Source organism: Actinomadura chokoriensis (genome assembly GCF_041463665.1).
Taxonomy (GTDB): Bacteria; Actinomycetota; Actinomycetes; order Streptosporangiales; family Streptosporangiaceae; genus Spirillospora; species Spirillospora chokoriensis_A.
Window position 1 is genome coordinate 177,017 of record NZ_JAXCEJ010000002.1, and the last position, 14,726, is coordinate 191,742.

General features: G+C 72.3%; 14 protein-coding genes. 9 read left to right on the forward strand and 5 right to left on the reverse strand.

The annotated features are described in order from the left end of the window. Positions 1–274: 274 nt before the first annotated feature. Both SM418_RS04165 and SM418_RS04170 read right to left on the reverse strand, forming a co-directional pair. A complete protein-coding gene (locus SM418_RS04165; protein WP_371939183.1) occupies positions 275–1,009 on the reverse strand; it encodes a class I SAM-dependent methyltransferase in 735 nt (244 codons plus the stop codon). 195 nt (positions 1,010–1,204) lie between these two features. Continuing rightward, entirely contained in the window at positions 1,205–1,792 is a 588-nt protein-coding gene (locus tag SM418_RS04170) for a TetR/AcrR family transcriptional regulator (protein WP_371939184.1), read from the reverse strand. Positions 1,793–1,892: 100 nt separating this feature from the next. Here SM418_RS04170 and SM418_RS04175 point away from each other — a divergent pair, with 100 nt between their 5' ends. The 7 genes from SM418_RS04175 (at position 1,893) to glgX (ending at position 9,795) form a co-directional block, all read left to right on the forward strand. Further along, positions 1,893–3,026, forward strand: a complete 1,134-nt coding sequence (locus SM418_RS04175; RefSeq protein WP_371939185.1) for a hypothetical protein — start codon at positions 1,893–1,895, stop codon at positions 3,024–3,026. A 122-nt stretch (positions 3,027–3,148) separates the two neighbouring features. After that, positions 3,149–4,213, forward strand: a complete 1,065-nt coding sequence (locus SM418_RS04180; RefSeq protein WP_371939186.1) for a DUF1214 domain-containing protein — start codon at positions 3,149–3,151, stop codon at positions 4,211–4,213. After that, the gene (locus tag SM418_RS04185; protein ID WP_371939188.1) at positions 4,210–5,427 is read left to right on the forward strand and encodes a sulfotransferase family protein; all 1,218 of its coding nucleotides are present in this window, start codon (positions 4,210–4,212) and stop codon (positions 5,425–5,427) included. Before SM418_RS04180 ends, SM418_RS04185 begins: the two co-directional genes overlap by 4 nt. A gap of 94 nt (positions 5,428–5,521) precedes the next feature. After that, positions 5,522–6,379, forward strand: a complete 858-nt coding sequence (locus tag SM418_RS04190; RefSeq protein WP_371939190.1) for a hypothetical protein — start codon at positions 5,522–5,524, stop codon at positions 6,377–6,379. A 58-nt stretch (positions 6,380–6,437) separates the two neighbouring features. Then, entirely contained in the window at positions 6,438–6,986 is a 549-nt protein-coding gene (locus tag SM418_RS04195) for a DUF4262 domain-containing protein (protein ID WP_371939191.1), read from the forward strand. Between the two features lie 39 nt (positions 6,987–7,025). Continuing rightward, the gene (locus SM418_RS04200; protein ID WP_371939192.1) at positions 7,026–7,613 is read left to right on the forward strand and encodes a GNAT family N-acetyltransferase; all 588 of its coding nucleotides are present in this window, start codon (positions 7,026–7,028) and stop codon (positions 7,611–7,613) included. An 88-nt stretch (positions 7,614–7,701) separates the two neighbouring features. Beyond that, positions 7,702–9,795, forward strand: coding sequence for a glycogen debranching protein GlgX (gene glgX / locus SM418_RS04205; RefSeq protein ID WP_371939193.1), 2,094 nt, complete (start codon positions 7,702–7,704; stop codon positions 9,793–9,795). On the opposite strand, the gene SM418_RS04210 is transcribed toward glgX, so the two are convergent. After that, positions 9,792–10,193 carry a hypothetical protein gene (locus tag SM418_RS04210; RefSeq protein WP_371939194.1) on the reverse strand — a complete coding sequence of 134 codons (402 nt, stop codon included), beginning with the start codon at positions 10,191–10,193 and terminating at the stop codon, positions 9,792–9,794. The two genes, glgX and SM418_RS04210, sit on opposite strands and share 4 nt — an antisense overlap. A gap of 147 nt (positions 10,194–10,340) precedes the next feature. On the opposite strand from SM418_RS04210, the gene SM418_RS04215 reads away from it, so the two are divergent. After that, a complete protein-coding gene (locus tag SM418_RS04215) occupies positions 10,341–11,060 on the forward strand; it encodes a pyrimidine reductase family protein (RefSeq protein WP_371939196.1) in 720 nt (239 codons plus the stop codon). On the opposite strand, the gene SM418_RS04220 is transcribed toward SM418_RS04215, so the two are convergent. Beyond that, positions 11,042–11,740 carry a dihydrofolate reductase family protein gene (locus SM418_RS04220; RefSeq protein ID WP_371939197.1) on the reverse strand — a complete coding sequence of 233 codons (699 nt, stop codon included), beginning with the start codon at positions 11,738–11,740 and terminating at the stop codon, positions 11,042–11,044. The two genes, SM418_RS04215 and SM418_RS04220, sit on opposite strands and share 19 nt — an antisense overlap. 66 nt (positions 11,741–11,806) lie before the next feature. Between SM418_RS04220 and SM418_RS04225 the strand changes: the two genes are divergently transcribed. Next, a complete protein-coding gene (locus SM418_RS04225) occupies positions 11,807–12,898 on the forward strand; it encodes an ATP-dependent DNA ligase (RefSeq protein ID WP_371939198.1) in 1,092 nt (363 codons plus the stop codon). 93 nt (positions 12,899–12,991) lie between these two features. Here SM418_RS04225 and SM418_RS04230 read toward each other — a convergent pair whose 3' ends face one another. Next, positions 12,992–14,692 carry an alkaline phosphatase D family protein gene (locus SM418_RS04230; protein WP_371939199.1) on the reverse strand — a complete coding sequence of 567 codons (1,701 nt, stop codon included), beginning with the start codon at positions 14,690–14,692 and terminating at the stop codon, positions 12,992–12,994. Positions 14,693–14,726 lie beyond the last annotated feature (34 nt).

A 14,726-nucleotide genomic window follows, 5' to 3' on the forward strand; every position in this document is an offset into this window, starting at 1 on the left:
TGTCGTAGTACATCCCCGTAAACCGGGTCGCCCCGGTGCGTTTGCTGACCTTCCTGGCTACGTGCGGTTGCCGCACTGACTCCTCCTCTCGACCGGAGGACGAGTTAGCGAACCGGCTAGCGGACTGCCTGTCACAGCCCCGCACCAGCCACCACCACACATGATCAACATGCATGCTGACCTGCGATTTTACGCCTCTGGCCGCTCACTGCAATCGATGGTGCTCGTCGGACGCCAGGTGACCACGGGGCCTGGATCGTGCTGGTAGGTGTGTTCAGGGGGTGGCTGGTTTGCGGGCGGTGAGCAGGCGGGTCGGGACCCACGGACTGCCCCACCACGCGCGCCAGCCGAGGCCGCGCACGCGGATGTCCTGGGCGTTCAGCCTGTCCAGCACCGCAGCGTACTCGCGGGGGGTCCGCGCCAGGTCGGCGATCAGCAGGCGGCCGCCCGGCCGCAGCACCCGGTACGCCTCGGCGATCGCTTGGGCGCGGGCGTCCGCGCCGAAGATGGTGTGCACCGTCAGGCTGGACACGACCAGGTCGAAGCTTGCCTCCGCGTACGGAAGTCTGCGCAGGTCACCCCCTTGCACGTGGACGCGGTCGGCGACGCCTTCGGCGCGGGCGTTGCGCAGGGTCGCCGCCGGGGAGTTGCCGGACTGGTCCCGTCCGCGCCACAGGTCCACGCCGACCGCCCGGCCCTCCGGTAGGTGCCGGGCGGCGGCCAACAAGACGGCGCCGCGTCCGCAGCCGAGGTCGAGCAGCCGTTCGTCGCCACGCAGGTCCAGCTCGTCCAGCACGTCCCGCCAGACCAGGAACTTGCCGCGCAGCGAGACGTGCAGGCTCAGGGCCAGGCATCCCGCCAGCAGGGTGCCGGAGACCAGCGCGGGCAGCGCGGCGGCCAGATCGGCGGTGACCGCCATCACCAGCCCGGTCACCCAGAACCCCAGCACGACCAAGCCCACGAAGCCGAACCCGTAGGGCGCATCCACCCCGTACCGCGCGCTAGGCATCCCGCTACTCTGCCACGAACCGGCCGCTCGGGGGCTAGCTACGACGCACTGGCCAACCGGCGACCTGTTCGCCGCCGAGTACCCGACACCGTGGTGACGCCGACCCGGTCTTCGCGCCACCCCCGAAGGTCGGCTGAACCGTCCCCAGAGATCAGCCTTCGCCGTGTCCCGGGCCGCCGCATCGGCCTGGGAACCTCAGTCGTGGGCGGGGGCCGGGGCGAGGCAGGCACGGGCGATGCGGCGGGACTGGGCCAGGAGCCGGTCGACCGGGTGTTCGTCCGGATCGGTGAGGCGGAGGCGGACGAGCTCGTCGGCGAGCGCGTGAAGGACGCGGATGCTCAGGTCGGGGTCGTCCTGATGGCCGGTGATCTTGTGCAGGTGGGAGCGGGTCACGGCGCGGGCCCGGGCCAGGCGCCGGTGCAGTTCGGGCGGGCCGCCCTCGGCGGGCAGCATGAACATCCGCCAGGTGGCGGGGGCGGCGTCCACGGCCTCCAGGACACCGGCCAGACCCGCCGTGAAGGGGTCCTCGCCCGGCGGGACGGGCCGGGCGACGGCCTGGCGGAATCCGGCGAAGGCGTGCTCGACCTCACGGTCGATCAGTGCGATGAGGAGCTGGGGCAGCGTGTCGAACTGCTGGTAGAGGACGGTACGGGTGACGCCGCACTCCGCGGCGACCCGCTCGAAGGTGGCCGCGTGGTAGCCCTCCTCGACCACGATCCGGCGGGTGACGTCCAGGATCTGGGCGCGTCGCCGCGGGCCGCTCAGCCGTCGCCGTGTGGCCATGTGCCGGATGCTCCCCGCCTCTTGCCCCACTAACTTACGGTCTGTAAGTTAACGGCTCGTCCGGGCGGCCGTCCAGCCCGGAGGGAAGCGAGGGCGAGCGATGGGCACGACGCACCGGGTGATCATCTGGGGTCCTGGGGAGGTCGGCGGCGCCTTCGCCAGGGCCGCGCACCGCAGGCCCGACATCGAACTGGCCGGCGCCAAGGTGTTCAGCGAACGCAAGCACGGCGCCGACCTCGGTGAGCTGCTCGGCATCGGCCCGATCGGGGTCGCGGCGACCACGTCGGCGGAGGAGATCCTCGCACTGGACGCCGACTGCGTGATCGTCACACCCCGGCCCGACGTGCTCGGGGCGAAGCTGGACGCCGACGTGATCGCCCTGCTGGAGTCCGGCAAGAACGTCATCTCCACGGCCGCCTACCACAACGCGGCGATGCCGAACTGGCTGACGGCTTCCCGTCCGCCGGCCTCCCGGCTGGCGGAGGCGTGCCGGACGGGCGGTGCCACCTTGCACGGCACCGGCGTGCACCCGACCTTCATGGTCGAACGGGTCGCGATGACGATGGCCCGGGGCGTGTCGGGCGTCTCGCACGTGCGGTGCGTGGAGGCGGTCGACTTCGCGGCCGCGGCGGGCACGATGTGGGGCGGGCTCCGCCGGATCGGGTTCGGTTCCGACCCGGTGGAACTGGGCGCCGGCAAGCCGTTGGCGCTCTTCGGCGACCTGTACTACGGCGACCTCACGGGCAACGTCGCCCACCACCTGTTCGGCGCCTCGATGGACGACGTCCGGGTCGTCCACGACCTGCGGGGCATCCCGGCGACCGAGCGATTCCAGACCCGGTCGGGCTTCATCGTCGAACCCGGCCAGGCCGCGGCGCTGCACCTCACCCACAAGGGCTACCTGGGCGACCACTGCTTCTTCACCAATGAGGAGTGCTGGTACCTCGGAGCCCCGAACGCGTTCCGCGGCGACGACCTCCCCTACCCCGACCGCGAAGGCCACAGCCCGATCGACTACACCATCGAGATCACCGGCGACCCGTCGATCCTGCGGACCCGGCTCACCTTCGACCTCAATCCCGCCTCCTCCGGCATCGACCGCACCAACCCCGTCACCGGCGCCTCGGTCCGCGCGATCCTCGACGCGCTCCCGGCCGTGTGCGCCGCCGAACCGGGAATCCTCATCGACGATCCGACGCCGCACTACGTCCACGACGACCGAGTCCGTCTCTGACACCGCGGCCCCGGAGTGACCATGACGCATCACAGTGTCCAATACATGCACGCCACCGGCGGGCTGCTCTTCCTCGGACGGATGTTCCGCGACTCGCGCGCCGCACGCACCGACGGTGTGGCATGACCCCCGAAGCACGGGCCTGGGCCGAGCTGGTCGACGCGCTGGCGGCCGCGGGACGGCACCTCGACGACGCCGGCCTTTCCGAGGACGAGCGCGCCGACGGCTACCGGGCGCTGCTGCGCGGCCTGCACCACCAGCTCGCCCGGTTCGAGGCCGACCGGGAGCGGCCCGAACTCGTCCCGTTCAACGGCTGGCGGCAGAAGTTCTTCATGGACAACCCCGACACCCGCTACTGGGTCGCCGACGTGCGCGGCGACCGGCAGTACCGGGTCACCGGCCACGCGGGCGACGCCGTCTACACCTCGATCACCGCCTACACCGGCTCCTCCGGCGAGACGGCGGCCGCGGCCCGCATCGACGGCGACCAGCTCTCCACCGACTCCTCCGGCGAGTTCTCCCTGCTCGTCGGCGGGGAACGGCCGCGGACGGGGTCCTGGCTGCCGCTGCCGGAGGGCAACGGGCAGCTGTGGGTCCGCCACTTCCACGACGACGTCACCGCCGACCGGCACGGCTGGTGCGCCATCGAGCCGATCACCCCGCCTCAGGCTCCGCCGCCGATCGAGGCGGCGCGGTTCCGGCACCGGCTGCAGCGGCTCGGCAAGACCGTCCAGATGATGCCGGCCGTGTTCGCGGCGGTCGACGGCCAGGTCGAACCCAACACCGTGCACCACTGGGCGGAGATGACCGGCGGCGCCGCCTACACCGAGCCCGGCATCCACTACCAGCGCGGCGCCTGGCGGCTCGACCCCGACCAGGCGCTCGTCATCGAGGGCGAGACCGTCCCCTGCCGCCACTGGAACGCCCTGCTCTACAGCAGGTACCTCAACTCCCTCGACTACCGGCACCGGACGGTGTCGCGGACCGGCGGCAACGCCACGCTCCGCGACGGCCGCTACCGCCTCGTCCTGGCCGCCCGGCGACCGGACGTCCCCGGCTGCGACTGGCTGGACACCGAGGGCCGCCCCTCCGGGCTGATCGTGCTGCGGTGGCTGCAGCCCGAACACCCGCCGCCGCTGCCGCGCGTCCGCACCTGCCGGATCGACCAGTTGGACAACGACTCGTGACGCCCTGGCGCGCTCCTCGACGCACCCCGCAGGCCGACGCGGTCCACGCCGCGGCCGAAGCCGACCGCACCGCCCGCCCCGACGCCTACGCCCTGGAACCCGGCCCCGTCATCACCGCCGCGCTGCGCGGCGCCGACCCCGCCGGGCTCGGCGACCCCGGGCACTGGCGCGGAGGGCTGGAACGCTATCTGGCCTCGGCACGCGATGACGGACGCCTCAACGCCGTCGGCACACGCATGGTCCGCGGCACCGCCGTCGCCGGCCTGCGCGCCCGCCTGGCGATGGACCGCCTCCCACGCGCCGACCGGCCCCTCGACCGGCCGCCCATCGTCATCACGGGGGGCTGGCGCACCGGGACGACCTTCCTGTACCGGCTCCTGGCCACCGATCCCCGCCTGCGCGCCCCGCTCTCCGCCGAGCTCGCCCGGCCCTGGAAGTTCGCCGGGGCCTCCCCGCAGCGGCGCGAAGAGCTCATCCAGGCCGGCTCGGCGGCCAACGACCTGCTGGACCTGCTCAACCCCGCCCTCGCGACCGTCCACGACCACGGTCCGCGCCTGCCCGAGGAATGCGTCGTCGCGATGAACGCCGGGTTCCGCAACTGGGGCTTCAGCGCCACCGTCCGCCTGGACGGCTACAGCCGATGGCTCGCCGAACAGGATTTCACCGGGACCTACCTGGACTACCGGAACGTCCTCTCCACTCTCGACGCCGCCGACGGCCGCCGCTGGCTCCTCAAGGCCCCCGCCCACACCGCCGAGCTCCCCAGCCTCGCCGCCGCCTTCCCCGGCGCCACCGTGATCTTTCTGCACCGCGACATCGTCCAGACCGTCGCCTCGGGCGCCAGCCTCTTCTCCGTCTTCCGCTCCACCTACAGCGACCATGTGGACCCCGCCGACGTCGGCCGCTTCCTGACCGACCAGACCGAACTGTGGCTCCGCCGCGCCCACACTTTCCGCCGCACCCCGCAGGCCGACTCGGTCACCCTCCTCGACATCGCCTACGACGACCTCGTCCACGACACTCCGGCCGTCCTCCACCTCATCTACACCGCTGCGGGCCTGTCCCCCGGCGACCCCGCCGCCCTCACCGACCGGTACCACGCCGCCCACCCCCGCACCGCCAAGGGCACCCACGTCTACACCGCCGCCGACTTCGCCCTCGACGAAGCGGACGTCCGCACTCGCCTCGCCCCCTGGACCCGGCCGGATCGCTGAACGCCCCACCCCGCATGTATGGACGTGACCGACATTCCGCCGCATAAAATAGGGCTTTCATTTTTTCCGTGATGATCGACAAAACGGAGACCCGGTGTCCATACGGCGGCTCGCCGCGACCGCGGTGGCGCTGCTCGCGCTCGCCGTCCTCGCGGGGTGCGGGGGCGGCGCCCCACCGCCCCAGCGGGCCCGGGTGGACGTCACCCTCCTCGACGACGGGGGCGCCGAGGTCGATCTCCGCGCGGCGGGGCGGCTCTCGTCGGACGCCGAGGCGCGCGCGCTGACCCGGCGCATCGCCCAGGAATTGTTCCCGAAAACCGAGAAAATTCGTGTTAGCACCAGAAAAGGGCGTGGAGTTCCGTTCAATCGGGCGGAGGTCGACCGCGCGTACCGGACGGGCCGGAAAGCGTCCCTGCGGATCGACGCGTCCGGCGCGCTGCGGCGGCTCAGCGCGAAGGGCTTCGAGGACACGGCCATGAGGCTGCGCGTCCCGCCGGTGCCGACCACGGTGCGGGCGCACGGCGACCCGACCGGGCGGCGCGCCTGGCGGCTGCGCGAGGACGTTCCGGCGCCCGTCCTGGCGGTCGAGATGAGGCCGCGGCCCGCGCGCTGGTACGGGGCCATGGCGCTGCCCGCACTCGGCGCGCTCGGCGTCGCGCTGGGGTTCTTCGCGCGGCGCCGCGTCCTGGCGCTCCCGGCGGCCGTGCTCGCCGTCGCCGCCGCGGTCCTCGCGGTCGTCCTCGCGGCGGGACGGCAGGGCGCCAACCTCGGCGTCGCGGGCCTGCTGTCCGGGACGGCGCTGAAGCTGGCGTCCGTCGCGCCGCTGACGGCCTTGCCGCTCGGCCTGCCGGCCGCGATGCTGCTGGGGACGGTGCTGTTCCGGCGGCTGGCCGGCCCGCGCCCCCTCGCCGAGCACGAGGCACGGCCGAGGGACACCGGCGTGTTCTGGTGACATCACGGTCCGGGGACGCCCGCCCGGCCGTGGTCCGATTGATCGTAAACTGAGGGTCATGTCCGGCGACCGCCCCTCGTGCACCTGCGTGATCTGCCGTGACTACGGCGACCGCGACCGCCTGGACAACTTCCAGCTCCGCACCATCGTGCACATCACCCAGTACGGGTGGAGCGTCGTCCTCGTCCAGCCGGACGCGGGCGGGCCCGGCTGGGCTTACACGGTCGGCCTGTGGCACAGCCATCACGCACCCGAGCTGGCGATGTTCGGCGGCGACGTGTACGAGACCGAGGAGGTCCTCAACGCGCTCGGCCGGCAGACCGCCGGCGGGGACGTCCCGGCGGACGGCGAGCGCCGCGACGGCGTCGTCCGGGGGCAGCAGGCCGCGTTCCGGGACGTCGACCCGCACTGGTACGACGGGCTGTTCCCCGGCGCCGTGGCGTTCTACCGGCGCCCGCCGCTGCCGATCCTCCAGGTCGTGTGGCCCAACCAGGAGGGCCTTTTCCCTTGGCAGCCAGGCACCGACCTCCCGTTCCGGCACGCCCAGCCGTGGCTGTGGCTCGACCCGAAGCAGCACCCGATCGGCGTCTGGACGCGGCGCCTCTGAGCACGCCGCCGCCGGGCGGGCAGGGCATACGATCGGCGGGTGTACGGGCCGATCGCCGAGACCATCCGTACCCAGCGCCTCGTCCTGGAGCCGCTGGCGGTCCACCATGCGGACGAGATGGCCCCGGTCCTGGACGACCCGCGCCTGCACCGCTACATCGGCGGCGAGCCCGCCGACCTGCGCGAACTGCGCGCCCGGTACGCGCGTCTCGTCGCGGGCCCCGCGCCGTTCCACCAGGAGGGCTGGCTGAACTGGATCGTCCGCCGCGCACGGGACGGCCAGGCCGTCGGCTACGTCCAGGCGACCGTCGCGCCCGCGGCGCCCGGCTTCACCGTGACTCCCCCGTCCGCCGGGTCGACGGTCACGCCGGGGCCGCCGCGGCACACCGCGTCCGTCGCCTGGGTCATCGGCATGCCCTACCAGGGCTTCGGGTTCGCCACCGAGGCCGCCCGCGCCCTGCTGGACTGGCTCCGCGCGCACGGGATCGAGGGCGTCGTGGCGACGATCCACCCCGGCAACCGCGCGTCCGCCGCCGTCGCGTTCAAGATCGGCCTGGTCGCGACCGGGGAGACCAGCGGCGAGGAGATCGTGTGGCGGCTTCCGTCCGGGGCGCCGCCGCCGGCGTGACACTCTGATGTCGGGGCCGTGGCGCGCGGCAGGCGCGCGGGTAGGCCACAATCGACGGGCCAGGACGAACCGGCCGGGAGGGGAGAGCATGCGGGAGGTTTGGCCCGGGGACCCCTATCCGCTGGGCGCCACCTGGGACGGCACGGGCACGAACTTCGCGCTGTTCTCCGAGGTGGCGCGGCGGGTCGAGCTGTGCCTGTTCGACGCCGACGGCAACGAGACCCGCCGGGAGCTGCCGGAGGTCGACGGGTTCGTCTGGCACGGCTACCTGCCCGGCGTCGGCCCCGGCCAGCGCTACGGATACCGGGTGCACGGGCCGTTCAGCCCGCGCGACGGCAACCGCTGCAACCCGTCCAAGCTGCTGCTCGACCCGTACGGCAAGGCCGTGGAGGGCGGCGTCCGCTGGCACGAGTCGCTGTTCTCCTACCGGTTCGAGGACCCCGACGCGCTGAACGAGGACGACAGCGCCCCGCACATGCCGAAGAACGTCGTCATCAACCCGTTCTTCGACTGGGCGGACGACCGGGCGCCGCGGGTGCCCTACCACGAGAGCGTCATCTACGAGGCGCACGTGAAGGGCCTGACGAAGCTGCACCCCGGCATCCCGGAGGAGCAGCGCGGCACCTACGCGGGCCTCGCGCACCCGGTGATGATCGACCATCTGCTCGACCTCGGCGTGACCGCCGTGGAGCTGATGCCGGTGCACCAGTCGATCCCCGAGCACGCGCTGGTGGCGCGGGGCCTCGGCAACTACTGGGGCTACAACACGATCGGGTTCTTCGCGCCGCACAACTCCTACAGCTCGTCCGGGCAGGCCGGGGAGCAGGTGCTGGAGTTCAAGGCGATGGTCCGCGCCCTGCACGCGGCGGGCATCGAGGTCATCCTGGACGTCGTCTACAACCACACCGCCGAGGGCGACCACCTGGGCCCGACGCTGTCGTTCCGCGGGATCGACAACAACTCCTACTACCGGCTGCGGGACGACGACAAGCGCTACCACCTCGACTACACCGGGTGCGGGAACTCGCTGAACGTCCGGAGCCCGCACGCGCTTCAGCTCATCATGGACTCGCTGCGCTACTGGATCCTGGAGATGCACGTCGACGGGTTCCGCTTCGACCTCGCCTCGGCGCTGGCCCGCGAGCTGCACGACGTCGACCGGCTCGCCGCGTTCTTCGACCTCGTCCAGCAGGACCCGGTCGTCTCCCAGGTGAAGCTGATCGCCGAGCCGTGGGACGTCGGCGAGGGCGGCTACCAGGTCGGCAACTTCCCGCCGCTGTGGACGGAGTGGAACGGCAAGTACCGCGACACCGTCCGCGACTTCTGGCGCGGCTCCTACGCGACCATGCCGGAGTTCGCGTCCCGGCTGACCGGGTCGTCGGACCTGTACGAGCACAGCGCGCGGCGGCCGTTCGCGTCGATCAACTTCGTCACCTGCCACGACGGGTTCACGCTGACCGACCTCGTCTCCTACGACCACAAGCACAACGAGGCCAACGGCGAGAACAACCGGGACGGCACCGACGACAACCGCTCCTGGAACTGCGGCGCGGAGGGCCCCGCCCGCGACCCCGGCGTCCTCGACCTGCGCGCCCGGCAGCGCCGCAACTTCCTCGCCACGCTGTTCCTGTCGCAGGGCGTGCCGATGCTCTCCCACGGCGACGAGCTGGGCCGCACGCAGCGGGGCAACAACAACGCCTACTGCCAGGACAACGAGATCGCCTGGGTCCACTGGGACGACACGGGCGACATGGAGTTCGTCCGGATCCTGTCCCGGCTGCGGCACGACCACCCGGTCTTCCGGCGCCGCCGCTTCTTCACCGGGCGGGGCGCCGGCGCCGCCGCCGACATCGCCTGGCTCACCCCCGCCGGCGACAGCATGACCGACCATGACTGGAACGTCGGGTTCGCCAAGTCCCTCGGCGTGTTCCTTAACGGCGACGCCATCACCGAACCGGACCCGCGCGGGCGCCGCGTCCGCGACGACTCGTTCCTCCTGCTGGTCAACGCGGGGTCGGAGCCGGTCGAGTTCACCCTCCCCGGCGCCGAGTACGGCGAACGCTGGGAGTTCGCCCTCGACACCGCCGCCCCCGGCACGGTCGGCGAACGCCCCCGCGTCAAGGCGCGCGACGTCGTCCCCGTGACCGACCGGGCCCTCCTCGTCCTGCGGCGCCTGCCCTAGGCGCGGGTCACCTGGAGGGCGGTCAGGAAGACCAGGACGACCGTCGTGACCGCCACCCCGCCGTGGATGGCGACCGCGGCGGCGGGGAACGCCTGTTCCGCGCCGCGGGCGTGGCGGCCGCCGCCTCCGACGAGCCAGCGCGTGAACAGCATGAAGCCCTGCAGGACGACGACCAGCAGGGCCGCGAAGGCGACCCACGTGTAACCGGCGTGCCCGGTGATCAGGTAGGCGATCCAGACGGCGAGGCCGCCGACGGCCGCCAGCGGATGACCGACCACGACCAGGATCGGAAACCGCGTCACCTTCGTGGAACGCCCCCCGTTGAGCATCCAGATGACCAGCAGGTAGCCGCCCGCTCCGGCGGCCAGAATCCACGCGCCCAATGCAGCGAACTCCACCCCCCGCTCCCTCCTCCGAAAGGTTTCCTCCCCGTCCCCCGAGGCAAGTGTCGCTTCCGGACGCCTCCGTCATGACGGATTCGTACAGATTGGTGCACAGGTTGTCATCCGCCCGGTTCGAGGGACCGTGAAGTAGCTTGGGGATCCATGCGGACTCTCTCTCCAGAGCCCGGCGAGGTCGACCTCGTCGAGCGCTACGCGTATCCGCCCGGCGTCACCTGGATGCGGGCCAACATGGTCGCCAGCCTGGACGGGGCGGCGCAGCGCGACGAGCGCAGCGGCGGCCTCGGCAACGCCGCCGACCGGCACCTGTTCCTGCTGCTGCGCGGGCTCGCCGACGTGGTCGTCATCGGCGCGGGCACGGTCCGGGCCGAGGGGTACGGGCCGGTCAGGCCCAGCGAGGGCTGGGACGGCGTCCGGGAGGGGCGGCCGCCCGTGCCGCCGCTCGCGATCGTCTCCCGCTCGCTCGACCTGGACTTCGACGCGCCGGTCTTCACCGAGGCGCAGGTCCCGACGATCGTGCTGGCGACGGCGACCGCCGACCCGGTCCGGCTGAAGGCCGCGCGGGAGCACGCCGACGTCATCATCGCCGGGCGCGACTCGCTCGACTTCCCCGCCGCCGTCCGGGAACTCGCCACCCGCGGCCACCGGCGCCTGCTGTGCGAGGGCGGTCCGACCGTCCTCGGGCAGGTGGTGGCCGCCGGGCTGCTGGACGAGCTGTGCCTCACGCTGAGCCCGATGATGCTCGGCGGGAACCCGACCCGGATCCTGAACGGGCCGCCGGTGGACGTCCCGCCGGACATGGCGCTCGCCCACGCCCTTCAGGACAAGGAGTTCCTCTTCCTGCGCTACACCCGCAACCGGTAGCGGACGAACAGCACGCCCTCATCGATGTAGAGGGCCGTGGGGTAGAGCGGCACCTCGGCGTCCAGTTCGTCAAGGAGGCGGGTGTGGCGAGGGCCTCCGAGAAGGGTCGGGGCGATGTTGAGGCACAGTTCATCGACGAGGGACGCCCGGATCAGCGCGGTCGCCAGGCCGGGGCCGCCTTCGCAGAGGAGATGCTCGTAACCGAGGTCTTCGCGGAGCGTCTTGATGGCGGCGGGGAGGTCGACGTCATCTTCGCCTTCGGCGACCACCTGGATGTGGCCCGGAACGTTCTGACGGTTGTTCTTTGACGTCACCACGATGGTGGGCGTCTCGGCCTCGGTGAACAGCGGGAGCGTCCAGTCAAGGTCGAGGGAACGGCTCACCGCGACGATGGGGGCGGGTGGGCCCCCGCGGCGCGCGCGCAGGTCCTGACGTAGGCGGGCGGGGCCGAGACGTCCCGTGCGGACCGTGCCCGCGCCCACGAGGATGGCGTCGGTCAGCGCGCGCAGGGCCCGCAGGACGCGGAAGTCGGCGGCGCCGCCGAGCCCGTCCGTCCAGCCCTCGGCGTCGGTCACGGATCCGTCCACGCTCATGACCATGCCGAGCCGCAGCGCGGGCAGATCTCCGTAAGCCTCGTACGGGTCGACGCCGAAGGCGGGCTCGGGCAGCAGACGGCGCATGACCTGCACGTTATCGGACACCCCCCGGGATGTCGTTCTGTCGGTGCCGGGGCGCAAGATGGGGGGATGGACCTGCCGATCAGCCCGCCGCTGCCGCCGATGCTGGCCAAGGCGGTCAAGACCATGCCCAAGGGCGACCTGCTGTACGAGCCGAAATGGGACGGCTTCCGCTGCATCGTGTTCCGCGACGGCGACGAGGTGGAGCTGTCCAGCCGCGGCGAGAAGCCGCTCACCCGCTACTTCCCCGAGCTGGTCGAGGCGGTGAAGCGCGAACTGCCCGAGCGGTGCGTGGTCGACGGCGAGATCGTGCTGCCGAAGGGGACGCGCCTCGACTTCGACGGCCTCCAGCAGCGCATCCACCCCGCCGCGTCGCGGATCAAGCTGCTGTCGGAGGAGACGCCCGCGTCGTTCGTGGCGTTCGACCTCCTCGCCGTCGGCGACGAGTCGCTGATGGAGGCGCCGCTCGGCGAGCGCCGGCGGCGCCTCGTCGACACCCTGGCCGGGGTGGGCGCCCCGATCCACGTCACGCCGGCGTCCGACTCCTACGAGCTGGCGCTGCGCTGGTTCGACGAGTTCGAGGGCGCCGGGCTGGACGGCGTGATCGCCAAACCGCGCGACGTCCCCTACACGCCCGACAAGCGGGTCCTGTTCAAGGTCAAGCACGAGCGGACCGCCGACTGCGTGGTGGCGGGCTTCCGCTGGCACAAGTCGGGCCCCATCGTGGGGTCGCTGCTGCTCGGGCTCTACAACTCCGCGGGCAAGCTCCAGCACGTGGGCGTCGCGGCCTCGTTCACGATGAAGCGCCGCGCCGAGCTGGTCGAGGAGCTGCAGCCGCACCGGCTGGAGAACCTCGCCGAGCATCCGTGGTCGGAATGGGCGGCCCAGACCGAGGCGACCGCCGACCGGATGCCGGGCGCCGTCTCCCGCTGGACGGGCAAGAAGGACCTCAGCTGGGTCCCGCTGCGTCCCGACCTGGTGGTGGAGGTCGCGTACGAGGCGATGGAGGGCGACCGCTTCCGGCACACCGCCCGCTTCCGCAACTGGCGCCCCGACCGGACGCCGGAGTCCTGCACCTACGAGCAGCTGGAGGTGCCCGTGGCCTACAACCTCGACGACATCTTCAGCGGCCCCGCGACGAGCCCGCGCGTCGACCGCTGAGCCGGGCGCCGGGCGCGGCGCCGTGCCGCGCCCGGCGTTCGACAGTGGCAGGTCCGTGCAGGTCCGTGCAGGTCAGTACGGGTCAGGGGCTGGTCAGGGCTGGGTCTCGTTGGCGATGGTCTCCCGGATCAGCTCGCTGTCGGACGGGGCGGACATCTTCGCCGCCGCGAACGGGCGCAGGTAGGTCTGGTTGACGCCGGGGACGCGGTCCTCGATGACGTAGGTCGCCTTGGTGGAGATGCCGGCGCCCGGCGTCCGGACTGTCGGCAGCGTCTTGAAGTCGGCCTTCATCTCCTCCTTGCTGATCGTCGTCATGACGTAGCCGCGCTGGTTGTTGTAGAAGCGCAGGTGCGGGTTGATCTTGAGGTAGGGGTGGTCGGCGGGGTTGGAGTCCTTGCCGTCGCCGGTGCTGGTGATGGACGTGCACACGAGCTCGGAGCCGACCGTCTTCGAGCCGGGGTCGTCGTAGTCGGTCTTCAGGTCGCTCGCCCAGTGGGCGTGGACGTCGCCCGTGAGCACGACCGGGTTGCGGACCTTCGCGTCCACCCAGCCCTTGGTGATCCGGTCACGGGACGCGACGTAGCCGTCCCACCCGTCCATCGAGGTCTTCTTGACGGGCCCGTCAGTGTTGTCGCGCTGCGCGAAGAACACCTGCTGGCCGAGGACGTCCCAGCGGGCGCGGGAGCGGCGGAAGCCGTCCAGCAGCCACGCCTCCTGGCGGTCGCCGGTGATGGAGCGCTTCGGGTCAGTGGCCTCGGGGCAGTCCTTGTAGCCGTCGCCGCAGCCCTGGTCGTCGCGGAACTGGCGGGTGTCGAGCATGTGGAAGTTCGCGAGCCGGCCCCAGCCGACGCGCCGGTAGAGCTGCATGTCCGGCCCGCGCGGGACGGACCGGCGGCGCAGCGGCATGTTCTCGTAGTACGCCCGGAACGCGGCGGCGCGGCGGGCGCGGAACGCCTCGTAGGTCGGGGTGTCGGAGCCCTCCTCGGGGATGTCGTCCGCCCAGTTGTTCTCGACCTCGTGGTCGTCGAACACGACGAGCCAGGGCGCGGCCTCGTGGGCGGCCTGCAGGTCGCGGTCGGACTTGTACTGCGCGTGCCGGAGCCGGTAGTCGGCCAGCGTCACCGTCTCGGGGCCCTCGTGGTCGCGCACGTTGCCGCCGGCGATCGTGTAGACGCCCTTCTTGTACTCGTACTGGTAGTCGCCGAGGTGCAGGACGAGGTCGGGGTGCTCCTCGGCGAGCCGCCGGTAGGCGGTGAAGTACCCGTGCTCGAACTGGCTGCAGGAGACGAAGGCCATCGCGAGGGCGGGGCCGAAGGTGGCCGGGTGCGGGGCGGTGCGCGTCCGCCCGACCGGGGAGACGTGCGTGCCGGTGCGGAACCGGTACCAGTAGTCGCGTCCGGGGCGCAGGCCGTTCAGCTCGACGTGCACGGAGTGGGCGCTCTGCGGGCGCGCGGCGGCGGTGCCGCGCCGTTCGATGCTGCGGAAGCGCTCGTCGGACGAGACCTCCCAGCTGACGGGGACGGTGCGGGCCGGCATCCCGCCGAGGCCGTCCTCGGCGAGGGGGTCGAGGGCCAGCCGGGTCCACAGGACGAACCCGTCCGGTTCGGGGTCGCCGGACGCGACGCCGAGCGTGAACGGGTCGGCGGGCAGGGCGCTGGAGCGGAGGTCGGCGGCGCGGGCGGCGCCGGGGGCGAGGGCGCCGCCGGCGACCGTGGTGGCGGCGACGGTGGTGGCGGCGAGCCCGCTGGTGACCAGGAACGAGCGCCGGTTCAGCGGGCGTGCGGAGTCGGCCATGGAGGAGCGACCTTTCGGAGGAATCCGGCATTGA

Coding starts and splice junctions, on each gene's coding strand:
- SM418_RS04230 (WP_371939199.1), bottom strand. CDS start 14,692: ATGGCCGACTCCGCACGCCCGCTGAACCGGCGCTCGTTCCTGGTCACC.
- SM418_RS04165 (WP_371939183.1), bottom strand. CDS start 1,009: ATGCCTAGCGCGCGGTACGGGGTGGATGCGCCCTACGGGTTCGGCTTC.
- SM418_RS04215 (WP_371939196.1), top strand. CDS start 10,341: ATGCGGACTCTCTCTCCAGAGCCCGGCGAGGTCGACCTCGTCGAGCGC.
- SM418_RS04220 (WP_371939197.1), bottom strand. CDS start 11,740: ATGCGCCGTCTGCTGCCCGAGCCCGCCTTCGGCGTCGACCCGTACGAG.
- SM418_RS04180 (WP_371939186.1), top strand. CDS start 3,149: ATGACCCCCGAAGCACGGGCCTGGGCCGAGCTGGTCGACGCGCTGGCG.
- SM418_RS04175 (WP_371939185.1), top strand. CDS start 1,893: ATGGGCACGACGCACCGGGTGATCATCTGGGGTCCTGGGGAGGTCGGC.
- SM418_RS04195 (WP_371939191.1), top strand. CDS start 6,438: ATGTCCGGCGACCGCCCCTCGTGCACCTGCGTGATCTGCCGTGACTAC.
- SM418_RS04225 (WP_371939198.1), top strand. CDS start 11,807: ATGGACCTGCCGATCAGCCCGCCGCTGCCGCCGATGCTGGCCAAGGCG.
- SM418_RS04170 (WP_371939184.1), bottom strand. CDS start 1,792: ATGGCCACACGGCGACGGCTGAGCGGCCCGCGGCGACGCGCCCAGATC.
- glgX (WP_371939193.1), top strand. CDS start 7,702: ATGCGGGAGGTTTGGCCCGGGGACCCCTATCCGCTGGGCGCCACCTGG.